This window comes from Bdellovibrio sp. HCB290 (assembly GCF_047305925.1).
GTDB lineage: Bacteria > Bdellovibrionota > Bdellovibrionia > Bdellovibrionales > Bdellovibrionaceae > Bdellovibrio.
The window spans coordinates 31794-45682 of the sequence record NZ_CP178620.1 but is presented as its reverse complement, the minus strand read 5'-3'; the positions used below and the strand labels follow the sequence as shown (position 1 = coordinate 45682).

15 protein-coding genes are annotated in these 13889 nt (G+C 45.8%); 4 read left to right on the top strand and 11 right to left on the bottom strand.

What is annotated here, in order from left to right; translation table 11 throughout:
* Positions 1–69: 69 nt before the first annotated feature.
* From ACLVWU_RS00235 to ACLVWU_RS00190, 10 genes are all read right to left on the bottom strand, one after another.
* On the bottom strand, positions 70–504 hold the full coding sequence (locus ACLVWU_RS00235) for a hypothetical protein (RefSeq protein ID WP_413576448.1): 435 nt from the start codon (positions 502–504) through the stop codon (positions 70–72).
* Positions 504–1151 carry a fructose-6-phosphate aldolase gene (gene fsa, locus ACLVWU_RS00230; RefSeq protein WP_340598228.1) on the bottom strand — a complete coding sequence of 216 codons (648 nt, stop codon included), beginning with the start codon at positions 1149–1151 and terminating at the stop codon, positions 504–506. The genes ACLVWU_RS00235 and fsa overlap by 1 nt, the downstream gene beginning before the upstream one ends.
* A 56-nt stretch (positions 1152–1207) precedes the next feature.
* Positions 1208–1717, bottom strand: a complete 510-nt coding sequence (locus ACLVWU_RS00225; protein WP_413576447.1) for a hypothetical protein — start codon at positions 1715–1717, stop codon at positions 1208–1210.
* 1 nt (position 1718) lies between these two features.
* Complete coding sequence (locus ACLVWU_RS00220; RefSeq protein WP_413576446.1) at positions 1719–2402, bottom strand: 4-hydroxy-tetrahydrodipicolinate reductase; 684 nt, start codon at positions 2400–2402, stop codon at positions 1719–1721.
* Positions 2399–3283 (bottom strand): 4-hydroxy-tetrahydrodipicolinate synthase, encoded by an 885-nt coding sequence (gene dapA / locus ACLVWU_RS00215; RefSeq protein WP_413576445.1) that lies wholly within the window; start codon positions 3281–3283, stop codon positions 2399–2401. The genes ACLVWU_RS00220 and dapA overlap by 4 nt, the downstream gene beginning before the upstream one ends.
* Complete coding sequence (gene dapF, locus ACLVWU_RS00210; RefSeq protein ID WP_413576444.1) at positions 3280–4137, bottom strand: diaminopimelate epimerase; 858 nt, start codon at positions 4135–4137, stop codon at positions 3280–3282. The genes dapA and dapF overlap by 4 nt, the downstream gene beginning before the upstream one ends.
* Entirely contained in the window at positions 4134–4352 is a 219-nt protein-coding gene (locus ACLVWU_RS00205) for a hypothetical protein (RefSeq protein ID WP_413576443.1), read from the bottom strand. The genes dapF and ACLVWU_RS00205 overlap by 4 nt, the downstream gene beginning before the upstream one ends.
* The gene (locus ACLVWU_RS00200; RefSeq protein WP_413576442.1) at positions 4336–5190 is read right to left on the bottom strand and encodes a hypothetical protein; all 855 of its coding nucleotides are present in this window, start codon (positions 5188–5190) and stop codon (positions 4336–4338) included. The genes ACLVWU_RS00205 and ACLVWU_RS00200 overlap by 17 nt, the downstream gene beginning before the upstream one ends.
* 3 nt (positions 5191–5193) lie before the next feature.
* A complete protein-coding gene (locus ACLVWU_RS00195) occupies positions 5194–5769 on the bottom strand; it encodes a hypothetical protein (RefSeq protein ID WP_413576441.1) in 576 nt (191 codons plus the stop codon).
* Positions 5770–5837: 68 nt separating this feature from the next.
* The gene (locus ACLVWU_RS00190; protein ID WP_413576440.1) at positions 5838–8240 is read right to left on the bottom strand and encodes a DNA translocase FtsK; all 2403 of its coding nucleotides are present in this window, start codon (positions 8238–8240) and stop codon (positions 5838–5840) included.
* A gap of 137 nt (positions 8241–8377) precedes the next feature.
* Between ACLVWU_RS00190 and ACLVWU_RS00185 the strand changes: the two genes are divergently transcribed.
* From ACLVWU_RS00185 to ACLVWU_RS00170, 4 genes are all read left to right on the top strand, one after another.
* Positions 8378–9016 (top strand): radical SAM protein, encoded by a 639-nt coding sequence (locus tag ACLVWU_RS00185; protein ID WP_413576439.1) that lies wholly within the window; start codon positions 8378–8380, stop codon positions 9014–9016.
* A gap of 43 nt (positions 9017–9059) precedes the next feature.
* Complete coding sequence (locus tag ACLVWU_RS00180) at positions 9060–9359, top strand: helix-turn-helix domain-containing protein (protein WP_061834327.1); 300 nt, start codon at positions 9060–9062, stop codon at positions 9357–9359.
* Positions 9360–9462: 103 nt separating this feature from the next.
* A complete protein-coding gene (dnaB, locus tag ACLVWU_RS00175) occupies positions 9463–10887 on the top strand; it encodes a replicative DNA helicase (protein ID WP_413576438.1) in 1425 nt (474 codons plus the stop codon).
* A 17-nt stretch (positions 10888–10904) separates the two neighbouring features.
* Positions 10905–11831 (top strand): SDR family oxidoreductase, encoded by a 927-nt coding sequence (locus ACLVWU_RS00170; protein ID WP_413576437.1) that lies wholly within the window; start codon positions 10905–10907, stop codon positions 11829–11831.
* Here ACLVWU_RS00170 and ACLVWU_RS00165 read toward each other — a convergent pair.
* Positions 11828–13699 carry an NHL repeat-containing protein gene (locus ACLVWU_RS00165; RefSeq protein ID WP_413576436.1) on the bottom strand — a complete coding sequence of 624 codons (1872 nt, stop codon included), beginning with the start codon at positions 13697–13699 and terminating at the stop codon, positions 11828–11830. The two genes, ACLVWU_RS00170 and ACLVWU_RS00165, sit on opposite strands and share 4 nt — an antisense overlap.
* Positions 13700–13889: the final 190 nt, after the last annotated feature.

The window sequence follows — 13889 nt, the reverse complement described above, 5'->3', positions numbered from 1 at the left end:
CCTTGCAACGTTCTTCTCCTTGAATGAATAGTCATCGTGACTATTCTTTGATCCTAGTTTTAATCCTATTTAGAAGCTACGGAAGTCGTCAATGATGTTACGAGAGTCACGACTTTGGTTAAGAGCTTTTTTCAGCTTGTCCGCTAGCACAGCGGCTTTCTGGTCGTCGTGATCCACCAGATCCCACCCGCCATCTTGATCCCTAGCCTCGACCAGGACATCAACAGAAATATTATAAGGGCGACGGTCACCCAGAACGATAAGATGGCTATAATAGCGCTCTTTTGCCATATCCATGTTTTGGATCGGATTACCTCGACGATCGTAGTATTTCGAAAACAACTCGCGGCCGTTTTCACTGATACTACGAACTTCACCGACAACAGACACAATCACCTTGCGAGTTTCACTGATGTTTAAGGGCGTATCGCGCAACAGGACACCTGTTGTTTGGCAACCCACTAGAATCAAAGGGAAAAGCAAGGTGATCAGTAAGGACTTCATTATTTCTTTTGAACCTTATTCCAGTCATCCATGAACAACTTAATACCTTTGTCTGTAAGTGGATGATGAGTCATTTGTTGCATAACTTTGTAGGGAATAGTTGCGATATCCGCACCCATTTCAGCCGCGAACTGCAAATGCATCGGGCTGCGCACGCTTGCGACCAGGACTTCAGTCGCGAAGTCATAGTTCTGATAGATTTGGATAACCTGATTAACCATAGCCATACCATCAGTTCCAATGTCATCCAAACGGCCTACGAATGGAGAAACCATGGAAGCTCCGGCTTTTGCTGCAAGCAATGCCTGAAGCGGCGAGAAAACCAACGTGACATTCGTCTTGATACCTTCTGCAGTAAATTTCTTAACCGCGATCATACCATCTTCAGTCATCGGAACTTTAACAACCACGTTGTCAGCAAGTTTTGCAAGCTCACGACCTTCGCGAACCATTTCTTCGTGCTGCAAACCGATGACTTCAGCTGAAACTGGACCAGAGATTTCTTTGCAGATTTCTTTGATCACAGTGTGGAAATCACGACCGGATTTTGCAATCAAGGATGGATTAGTTGTTACACCATCAACCCAACCACGGAGGTTGGCTTGTTTAATTTCTTCAATATCCGCTGTATCAATGAAAAACTTCATGGAATCTCCCAATTCAAGATCAATTAAGAACCATTAAATTTGTACGTTGGGGGGAGCTAAAAATCAATAAGGCTTTTGCCCTGCTTATAGAACTCCGCATCCCTTACGGTTCGGGCCGTTTTTGAAATTTCACTCAGGGTTTTTTGATAAATAGGGTGCTCATACTGACCCCAGGCCTCTGCCGCACAGCGAATAATCAACGCATCCGTATGAAGCTGGGGGTAGGGTAGCGTCAATCGCGGTGACATTAGTATCGTATCGTCGAAAGTCAGCAAAATCATCTCGACGTGGCTTCGTTGCACCAATCCTGAAGAACCTTCATCACACAAAGACAGCACAAGGTGCAAATGCTGCTCAACACTCATGGCTGTTTCAAAACGAATTACGAACTCGATGCGTGCACTCAAATCATTGCGTGCATCACTGGTGTAGCGCTTGTAAATCGACGAGATCTCGATGATCTCTCCGCATTCTGACATCTTTCGCAGAATTTCACGGGATTTGTCTTCGCCACCCATAAGATCCAGGGCAATCCAAATCAAAGAATTGTGAAGCGCACCTGACATACTACTTACCAAACAACACATCACGAATCTGGTAAAGGCCTGGCTTCTTTTGTTTTGCCAGCCACAAAGCTGCAGTTACAGCTCCTTTTGCGAAAACAGTTCTGTTCAGGGCGGAATGTTCAAAGGTAAGAACCTCTTCCTCACTCATTGCGTGAACTTTATGAATACCAAAGATCCCGCCGCCACGAATTGCCAAAGGCTCCGGGCATTTCTTGCCAACAGCTTTTTCCAGATTTTCCTGCAAAGTGATTGCCGTTCCTGATGGTTTGTCTTTTTTGCGAATATGGTGAAACTCTTCAATCTGAAAATCAAAATTCGAAACCGAAGCAAAAACTTTCAGTGCTTCATTCAAAACAGCCACACCCATGCTCATGTTAGAGGCCCACAAAACCGGAATTGTTTTGCTGGCTTTTGCCAAATGTGCTTTTTCTTTTGCTGTAAATCCCGTCGTCCCACAGACAACCGGAGTCTTGTGGCGCGAAGCGATTTTCAAAACCTCAGGCAATGCTTCAGGAGAAGAAAAATCAATCCACACGTCGACCTTTGCCGCCTGCTCGTGATTCACTTTTCCATCACGGCCCAGAGTATAAGAAACATTGCATCCCTTGTGGGTGCTGATGATATCCGCAATTTCACGACCCATGCGTCCGTTAGCGCCAACCAGACCGATATTTAACTTCTTCACGCCAGAACTCCCATTTTCTTCATTTCCATCTTCAGTCTCTCGGTGTGTTCCGGACTTAGTTCCATCAATGGCAGTCGCATTTCAGCTGTATCAATCAAACCCATCAACTGGACGGCTTTCTTAACCGGAATGGGATTGGCTTCCACAAACAACAAATCAATCAGTGGCAGATATTTTTTAATATCGGACTGAGCTTGTTCAAGCTGACCATCCTGCACCCATTTCTTCCACTGCACCATTTGCTTTGGAATCACGTGAGTCGCAACCGAGATTACACCGTGACCGCCGCACTTAAGAAAATCAACATAAGTGCCGTCATCACCGGAAAGCATCACGAAATCTTTGCCGCATGATTTGATAATTTGCTCGGCGACATCCATCTTGCCAGAAGCTTCTTTGATTCCGATAACACCATTAACTTTTGCAAGATCAGAAACAGTTTCCGGGGCCAATGACGTTATTGTGCGACCAGGAACGTTATACAGTACCGTAGGAATTTTAACTGATTCAGCTACGGCTTTAAAGTGAGCATAGAGTCCGCGCTGTGGTGGCTTATTATAATAGGGCACCACAACCAGAATCGCGTCAGCTCCCAGGGCTTCAGCTTTCTTGGAATCCTCAATAGTTTTTAAGGTGTCATTGGAACCTGTGCCCATGATCAATGGAACTGAAGAACCCACAATTTTTTTGACGTGTTTAAACAGCTCCGGCTTTTCTGATTCGGTCAGAGTCGGGCTTTCAGCCGTCGTTCCGTTAATTACAAATCCATCCACACCATTCTGCAGCTGGTGGTTCACCAGTCTATCAACGGATGGATAATCAATTTTGCCATTCTTAAATGGTGTCAGCAGGGCAGTGAAGGTACCTTTGAAGTTTTTCATTTTACGGCCTCCAGGCTGTATTGGAAGTCTCCAACAAAAACGGCATCACCCACTAAAAGCGGTTTTGCATCATTATCAAAGAAGTGGACTTCCATCACTCCTCCCGGCATTTGCACTTCGATTTCTTTTAGTTTGTTTTCAAGCGAACTTACCAGCGCAGCTGCGACAGCTCCGGTACCACAAGCCAGTGTGTAGTCCTCTACACCGCGCTCGAACGTAACCGCTTTGATTTTTCCTGGTTCATCTTCAGCATAGAAAGTAACGTTGGCACCTGCTGGCTTTAGCGTTTTATGATTTCTCATTTCACGCGCAAGATCCTTTAGATTTACAGAATCCCCGAAAGCATGAATTTTCTGAACCAGATGAGGCACCCCGGTATTAACCAGCACGAATTTTTCCTTGGAGCTGGATTTGGTTTCCAGTTCGATAGGATTTTGCACAACTTGTGCCTCCGGCATCTTCACCCGGATTCTGCCATTACCTAAAAGCTGCGCGACCACCAAACCCGCTCCAGTTTTAAAGCGGATATTTGACAGCTCATTTTGAGCAATTTGCTCTGAACAATAGCGGGCTGCACAGCGAGCAGCGTTGCCGCACATTTCCGCCGTTGACCCGTCTGAGTTATAAAAATCCCAATTAAAATCAAAGCCTTCAGATGGGTCTTCAATGATTATGAATCCATCCGTTGCCAACCCCAGAACTCGATCACAAACCAATTTTGCGATCTCCGGACGGGACTTGCCCAGTTGCCCTTCGATCTTTTTCCACGAAGTGACACTGCGACCGTCAACGAACGCGAACGTATTTCCGGCGCCTGACATCTTCGTGATTCGAATTGGCAGAATGGAATTCACAAAGCATCTCCGATGCTGTCTGCTGCTTCTTCATTTTGCTCTTGAGTTGTCGGGCGGACTTTTCGTTTTTCTTTGCGAGTTTTTTCGGAATACGTCGGCTCCCCACGACCCAGTGGTGGAGGTGTCAACGGAGGAAGAGGTGCCCCTTTCACTCCGCAGCCAGCGATAAATACGCTGGCAATGAATAGCAGTAAGGATTTATTCAACAGTTCCATTCATCCCCTTGATTTCGCCCTCAACCTCAGTGGTACGGCGGCAAAGCATGGGATCTATCATATACTGTCTGTATTGGCTCGCCGAACTGTTTTTGCAGGCCATCACATATTTCTGAGCCTCATCGACATTGCTCTTTTTCAATACTTGAGAAACCTTCCAGACCCAATAGTGAGATTCAGGATACTTAACGTCCAATTTCACCAGATTCTGAGCCAACTCAGACGCCTTGGACAGATTTTTAAGCTTCAATTGCTGTTCAATACCCAAAACCATCCAGAACTTCTGATACGGGGACTTTCTTGAATCCAGGGATTCTGGGTTCTTTGCGTACTCCAGCCATTGTCCAAGGCAAACCTGACTTTGAGCGTTGGCAAGTCTTAGCTCATCATCAAATGGGATCATTTTCATCGGCTTCACTAACAGATCAAATGCATTCGAGCAGTCGTTTTTGGCAATGTGCAGGCGTGCCAGTTCAGTTAGAATCGTCAGATTGTCGGGTTCAATTCTTTGCGCCTCGTTCAGTTTTCCCAGGGCCTGATTTAGTTCAGTTTTTTTAAGGGAAATAGAAGTTTCATAAAGCTGTTGGGCTTTGTCGCTGAAAAAAATATGCGCCACATCCAGCGCAGCTTTCTTCAGTTCCGTCTGCGCTGCCGGTCGGGTTTCACGCGCAATTGCTGCAGTCAGGATATTCAAAGCCTGTTGGCGATCCTTCTGCAAGCTCAGATTGTAAGCTTTTTCGATAATATCTTTATAGGTCTCAGATTTTGACTGAGAAAAGGTGGGCAGCGGTAATAAAAAAGCCGCTCCCAGAGCGGCTTTTAAGAAGATCGACTTCATGAACTACTTTTTAGAGAAAGAAGTCAATTCAACTACAACTTTACCAAATTGGCTTGGAGCAATTTGTTTCAACAAACCAGACATTGGAATCAACTCTGGATTGATCCATGCGTTGATTTCAGAGTTGTCTTTTTTGTCTTTAAGGATTGCGTGGATGCACTCGAATGTACCAGCTGGAACCGTGATTTTGTCTTCTTTGATATCAACAACTTCAACGTCTTGCTTAGGTACTTCTTGTTCTTTACCGTTCACGATCATTTTTTTAACCGCGCCCGTGTTTGGATCGATCAAAGTCTCAACGTTTTGTTTACCCGCGAAACCAAGATCCATATCTTGTTGCATCCAGATGCCGTCGTCACCGATGGATTTAACAGACATTACCATTTTACCTTTAATGAAACCGCCCATATCCAGGTTGTAGTTTGCAGTGTCGCCAACTTTCCAGTTCAAACCCAAAGTTTGAGCTTGTTCAGCGATAGCAGGCAATTGAGCCTGAACTACTACGTCAGCTACAGATGGAGCCGCGAATGCAGAAACTGAAAATGTCAGTGCTAGGGAAGCAATAATTGCTTTAATCATAAAAAATCCTCCTTGATGGTTTTGTTGCTATTATTGCAGCACGACCAAAGGAGGACTAGCAAGCCCGATTACGTTTCACTGTAGGAAGAGATGAGTACTTGACGCGGCTTGCTGCCATTTGCTGGACCCACAACTCCCTCTTTTTCAAAGATTTCAATCAAACGAGCCGCACGCGGATAACCTAAACGGAATTTGCGTTGGATCAAAGACGCCGAAACCTCTTTTTGAGCTGAAGCCCACGATAGAATTTCATCATAGCGTTCGTCGTATTCTTCTTCACCGAAGCCACCGCCATCACCAGAGCCGGCTTCTGCACCGTCACCAGCAAAGCCATCCAATGCTTTCATTGCAAGTGGATCATACTCTGGTTCACCTTGCGCTGCCCAATGCTTAACGACATTCGCAATCTCGGCATCCTTCAAGTAAGGACCGTGATGGCGAGTTGGTTTTCCAATACCTGGAGCCTGGAATAACATGTCTCCGTTCGGAAGCAGGCGTTCCGCACCAGAATCATCAATAATAATTCTGGAGTCCATTTTCGATGCCACCTTCAGGGCAACACGTCCTGGAATATTTGTTTTAATCAAACCGGTCACCACGTCTTTACGAGGCGACTGCGTTGCCAGGATCAAGTGAATACCGCAGGCACGGGCTTTTTGGGTCAAACGTTGAATTGGTTCTTCGATGTTCTGTTTTTCTGTGATCATCAAATCGGCCAACTCGTCGACTACGATCACCACGTATGGAAGTGGTTGATAGTAATACTGGTCAAGTTTGGCTTTGCCCTCTTCAAGCTCCAGATTGATTTTTTCATGCTGTTCAATTTCGTCTTTTGAAAGTGCGCCGGTTTTCTCATTGAACATTTCAATTTTACCAACACCGAACTTCGACAACGATTTATAGCGCTTTTCCATTTCACGCACAGCCCACTTCAATGCGGTCGCTGCTTTCTTAGGTTCGGTCACATGCGGAATCGCCAAATGCGGAACTGTCGCAAACGGAGCCAAGTCGACCATCTTCGGATCGATCAAAACTAAACGCAAAGTTTTCGGGGAGTGACGGAAAAGAAGTCCCGTGATGATGGAGCCCACGAACACGGATTTACCGGAACCTGTTGTACCTGCGATCAACAAGTGAGGCATCTTGCGCAGATCCACAACTTTTGGTTCACCATCAACCGTACGACCTACTGCCATTGGAAGCGCCAGATCCTCGCTCCAGAACGTGTCCTCGGCGATCAGATCTTTGTAGTATACAGTCTCACGCTTTAAGTTCGCGGTCTCGATACCCACGACATCAGTTCCTGGAATGTGACCCACCACACGTACTGATTCCGAAGAAAGCGCCAGGGACAGGTCATCCTCAAGCTCAGAGATTTTAGAAATTTTAACGTCAGCATTCGGTTTAAATTCATACATCGTAACCAGCGGTCCTGGCTTCGCATCCTGGATTGATCCTTCGACCGAGAAGTTTTTAAGTTTCTCGACCAGTGCATCGGCTTTTCTTTGGATCTCTGCTTTATCAATCTTGATACGGGAAACCGGAGGATCTTCCAACAACGCCAGCTTCGGCATTTCCCAGTTCTCGATTCGACGAGGTGGTTTTGCCTTCATCACGACTTTGCGTTTTTGTGACATGCGAACTGCAGGAGTTTCTTCTTCCTCCTCCTCGTAGGCATCGGCCTCAAGCTCTTCGCCTTCGTCCTCTTCTTCTTCCTCTTCGTCAAAGTCCTCTTCCGCTGCATCCAGCAGAAGCTTCAAATCCTTGTCATCTTCCTCTTCGTCTTTACCTACGAATTTCTTGTCAGCAAGAGGAAAGGCTTTCTTCGGCTCGTCTTTCTTTTTCTCTTTTTTTGGTGCCTTCTTTTCGTTTACAAATGCTCCACCAAAGAAAGCGCCGATACGATCGCCCACTTTCTTTTTCTTTAGAAAGGCCACGAAGTCCTGAGGAATTTCAGCAAGCTCATGAATGGATTTTTCAGAGTAGAACACCACCAGAACCGCCATAAAGGTCCACAGAATGATCTGCACCCCGGCATATGCAAAGGCTCCCATTAGAGCCTGAGAAACACCCATTCCCAGCATTCCCCCCAGAGCAATCTGATTTTGGAAAAGACGGGTGGTCGGCATATAGATCGAAAGCAATGCCGCCACATCCACGATCAGCAAAAGTGCCCAGACAAAACGAATGTTCTTAATATTCAAAGATTCGCCACGAACTGCCGCCCATGACATTCTTAGCATACCCGCTACTATCACCCAGGCAGCCAGACCGAATAACTGATACAGGCCATCAGCAAGGAAACTCCCCACGATTCCGCAGTAATTTAAGGCTTTTAGTCCTTGGCCTATAGAGTTAAGGGACGGGTCTTGAGGGTTATAGCTTATCAGCGACAAAGTGATAAAAAGACCTAGGCCCAAAAAACAGATTGCAGTGACGTCTTGACGGAACTTTTTGAGGAATTGGTTCATTTAAAAAATTTACGAAATTTCGCTGAGTTAGTCATGCTTGGGCAGCGCAACCTTGACTTAGGACTTGGGGCAGGTACAAGTACAGACCGGTCCTGGCCAGAGTGGCGCAGGGCCTCCAAGACAAAGAGCCAGTAAGAATGCTTAAAATAAACGAGATTTTCTACAGTATCCAAGGTGAAACAACTTACGTGGGGAACCCCACCGTGTTTGTGCGCACCACCGCGTGCAATCTGCGCTGCACTTACTGCGATACGAAATATTCTTACTATGAAGGCGAAATGCAATCGCTGGATGCTATCATCAAAGAGATTGATTCTCATCAAGCTCAGTATGTTTGCGTTACTGGTGGCGAACCGTTGTTACAAAAAGAAGTTCATACCTTAATGAAGGAACTCAGCGACAAGGGTTATAAAGTATCTTTGGAAACTTCCGGTTCAAAAAGTATTCAGACAGTAGATCCACGCGTTAAAATTATTCTGGATGTTAAAACTCCAGATAGCGGCGCAGCAGATTCTTTCATCATGGAGAACATCGGCTTTTCCACGCCCAGCACGGAATTCAAATTTGTTATTTGCTCAGAAGAAGACTTCATTTGGTCTGAAAATTTCTGTCGTCAACACAAATTGTTCGAAAAATTTGTGGTTTTATACAGCCCATCATACGGCCAAGTATCTGAACGCTGGTTGGCAGAAAAAATATTGCAGCAAAAATCATCTGCAAGGTTGCAATTGCAACTGCATAAGTATATCTGGTCTCACGAAACACGCGGAGTATAGTTTACTCCAAAAACCCACGCACTGATGTAATTCCGGGAGTTCCATGACGCCGAACCTTAACAGTTCAGATAATCTTTTTGTCGCTAACCTTCAGTCTGTAAGCTTGGAAAAGCTTGTAAAGAGCAAACTAGAAGTTCTTTTCGCTCAACAAAAAGAGGCGCAAGTTGAATTGAACGGTTTGTACAATGTTGTAATCGAACAAGTGGAAAAACCACTTCTAGAGCTTGCTCTACGTGCGTACAATGGCAATCAAGTTAAGACTGCTCAGATGCTTGGCATCAATCGCAACACTCTTAAGAAGAAAATTGATAACTACAAAATTCGTGTTAAAAAATTGAACTAATTATTCGTTCACGATTTAGCATCAGCGAGAACATCTAGAACCACCCACTTTGTTTAAGTCTCGCATTTTTTTGTAATGATATTCTCACACGAGGGGTTGTGTCGTGAGTACTCGCATTCCACCGCAAAATCTTGATGCCGAACAGTCTATTCTGGGCGGCATTATGTTAGATCGAGAAGCTCTCGATCAGGTTGGTGACGTTCTCTTCGCAGAGGACTTCTATAAGCCGGCACATCAAAAGATTTACGCTGCCATCAAAGATCTTCACAGTAAGAATCAGCCGATCGACATTATCACTGTTACCAACGTGCTTCAGGCCGAAGGTTCCATGGATATGGTCGGTGGTCCTGAGTATTTGATTGGCTTGCTTGATAAGACTATTTCTTCTGCAAACATTTCTTCGCACGCCAAGATCGTTCGCGAAAAGGGTTTGCTTCGTAAACTTATTTCCGCAAACAGCAAATTGATCGAGCGCGCCTACGATCAGGATTTCGTTGATGTTGAGTCCTTCATGGATCAGGCAGAATCCGAGATCTTCAAACTGACTGAAACCAAGCAACAAACAGGTCTGGTTGGTTCTATGGAAATCGTTAAGGCTTCCATCCAAAAGATCGAGGAGCTTTATAAACGTAAAGCTGACGTAACGGGTCTACCTACTGGTTTCACTGAACTTGATAAAATGACATCGGGTCTTCATCCGGGTGAGATGACGATCATCGCCGCTCGTCCGTCGATGGGTAAAACAGCGTTCTCCCTGAACGTTGCTCAGCACATCGCCCTTCGTGCTAAAAAGGTTATCGCGTACTTCTCTCTCGAGATGGGTAAAGAAGCCATGATGATGCGTATGCTGTCCTCTGAGGCGCGCGTAAACATGAATGAAATCCGTAACGGTAAAATCCAGGACTCTGCATGGCCTAAGCTGATTAACGCAGCCAGCGCCCTTTCTGAGGCCGGAATCTTTATCGATGATACTCCAGGTATGTCGCCATTTGAAATTCGTTCCCGTGCTCGTCGCTTGAAGGCGGAACACGGTATCGATTGCATCATGATCGACTACTTGCAGTTGATGAGTATGAAACAAAAATTCTCTTCACGTGAGCAAGAGGTTGCCGAAATCTCTAAGAGCTTGAAGTCGATTGCCAAGGAACTTCAGGTTCCTATCATCGCACTAGCCCAGCTGAATCGTGGGGTAGAGGGTCGTGCGGACCGTCGCCCAATGCTTTCTGACCTGCGTGAGTCCGGATCTATCGAACAAGATGCCGACGTTATCATGATGCTTTATCGTGATGACTACTACGACAAGGAAGATCCAGATAAAGCAGGTCATGCAGAAGTCATCGTTGGTAAACAGCGTAATGGTGCCACGGGTACTGTTAAGCTTAAATTCGATGCCAAGCACTCCCGCTTCCGTGATCCTGAGCCAAGCGAACAGGGGGGTGGACATATTAATCCACTTCCACCGCCGCAAGCTCCGCCTCCGATGCCAGGTGGCAGACCGAAAAACTTTGCTCCTGGAGCTGGAGCCTAGGATAATAAAGGCCACTTATGTGGCCTTTATCGCGTTATCACAAACAAACTCCCGAGCAACCCCATCATCCCGTGGTTTTAATCACAGGGTGTTCGCGCGGTATTGGCTTGGATCTGGCAAAGTTACTTTACGACAGTCATCCTGAATACCGGGTCATTGCTACGGCTCGCGAAAAATCCATTCAGAAACTTCACGATCAGTTTTTGGAAAACGACCGGTTTATTATTTATCCCCTGGATGTCACGCTGGAAGACTCCCGCAAAGAAATCATAAATCACATCCATAAAAAATGGGGTGGTGTGGATATCCTGGTGAATAACGCAGGTATCTCTTATCGTTCGGTTATCGAGCACATGACGGCAAAGGATGAGCTTCTGCAAATGGAGACCAACTACCTGGGTCCCATGGGTTTGATTCGCCGGGTGCTGCCGTATATGCGTGAAACCGGCCGAGGAAAAATCATCAACGTTTCTTCGGTGGCAGGAATGCTTGCGATGCCGACGATGTCTTCCTATTCGGCCTCCAAATACGCCCTTGAAGGGGCGAGTGAATCGCTGTGGTATGAAATGCGACCATTCGGTGTTCAAATCTCGTTGGTGCAACCCGGTTTTGTTAACAGCAGTTCGTTCATGAACGTTTATCACACAGAGCTCTCTGATCCCGCCAATAATTGGAGTGGGCCATACTGTGATTTCTATCAGAACATGACACCGTTCGTGGCAAAGATGATGCAAATGTCGCGAACGTCTTCAATGCAAATCGCCCAGATAATCCTAAAGACAATGAAAACCGAGAATCCACCGCTGTGGATTCCAGCCACTCTTGATGCCAAAGTTTTCTATTATATCCGCCGCCTGATGCCGCGACGACTTTTGTTGCCGTTCTTATACTGGTGTTTACCCAAAGCGCAGCGGTGGGGGAGAAACTTCTCCCACCGTCGCTAGTTTACCGGCTGGCCTGATAAATTTAACTTCTGAACGCGGGCATTGCCAGAATCGGCGACCCAAAGAACTTGATTTTCATCTATGACTATATGAACGGGCGTGGAAAACTCTCCGCCAACAACACCTACCTGTCCAAATCCGTGCACACGTGTATACACGCTACCCACAAGAGTAAACTCCTGAATGTTGTTATTCATACCATCGGCAACATAGATTGAGTTTGTCGGACTGACTGCAATCCCTAGTGCCTGCTGAAATTGCGATGGTCCGGAACCACTTGTTCCGACTGTTGCGATACTTGTGCCATTGGGTTGAAACGCATGGATTCGGGTTGTAACAAGTTCGGAAACAAATACTCGTCCCAGTGAATCAACAGCAACTTCAACTGGAACCGACAAGTCATCGTCTGTTGTACCTGCATCTTCACCGTATGAAAAAACAAACTCACCCGTGCCGTCGTAGTGAGAGACTTTGCCCGATGTCTCTGCCACATAGACCTCGCCCGATCCCGTGACATCAAAACCCATGCTCATGCCCAATGTGTTTGGCACCCCAGATACGGTCGTAATCCACGGCAAACCGACTAAACCATCTTTATCAAATTTATAGATCTTTGCGACACCACCATCGAAATCCAACACATAAATATTTCCGGTATCATCGACATCAATATCCATTGGCATAACGAAAGTTCCGAAATCCCTGACCCATTCACCGCTGTATTTGAAAAGACTTGCGCGCTTATTACCATTGTCGACAACAGCGATGAATTCTGATTTATAAACAGCAACACCATAAGGTTTTGCAATTTCGCCGGGATCACTGCCGCCGGACTTCCACTTCGCTATAAAAGTTCCGTCTGATTTGAAAATCTGCGCGTATCCAACGGTTGTACTTTGAATCTGATCCCCGACAAGCAAGTTACCATTGTTATCCAGCCCCAAGCCCTTCGGATCCTGAAGCTGACCATCGCCAGTTCCTACACCACTTCCGAAATCAGCAACATAAGAACCCGCAGAATTGAATTTTTGAATTCTTATTGTGGGATAGGCTTCGGATACATAAATATTGTCATCCGAATCAATAACAATATCATTCATGTCTGAGGAAGACGAACCCGTACCGAACTTTCCATTGCCTGGCCCCACAGATCCAAACTGACTGACTGCTAGGTGTGTGGTCTTATCAATTTTTACCACCCTGCGGTTATCAGCATCCACGACAAAAATGTCGTCGTTGCTATCAACAGCAACTCCGCGAGGACAGTCAAAATCATCAGCACCATTGCCTTCAGCGCCACCTTTTGCAAAATCAAATTCGTACACACCGGTCGATGTGTTTGGTTTGTACTTCTTTAAATAATTTATAGTAGTACCTTGGCACTCAGTCACATAAAGATTGTCTTGGCTGTCCATTGCCATCCCCCAAGGTCTTGATAGCAAGCTGTCAGCAGTTGTTCCAGTCGTACCTATATTCTCCAGATGGACACCCATTGGGGAAAACTTCTGAATTCGGGAGTTCAGAAAATCAGCAATGTAGAAATTGCTTTGCGAATCGGAAACAACACTCATAGGTAACTGGAATTGACCATTTCCCGAACCCGAGCCTCCAATTTTTTTCATCGCTCTTCCTTGCGAATTCAAAATCACAACGTTGGCGCCGTTCGCGTCCACGACATAGTAGTTTCCGTTAGCTGCTTGAATAAAGTCTGTAGCTGCAGAGAAATAAGATGCCTTGTCGCCCAATGGAAAATTCACACCGAGATCGGGATCAACAGATGATTGGTCCTTTCCCAACATACTGATGTCGAGTGAACAGGCAGAAAGCAGCAAAGCTGTGATGGTCAAAATTCCGATACGACCGAACATATTTATGACTCCTGTTATACTTTTCGGCCTCCAAGGAAACAGTATTTAGGGTTTTCATGAGAACGCCTCAATATAAGGCGACTCCTGACCTCATTTTACTGGACCAAAATCCGTATCTTCGTTTTTAGATTGAGTTAAATTTAACCCCTTGATTGAGTGAAGGGGTCCATAAGACATAGGCGCATGGATC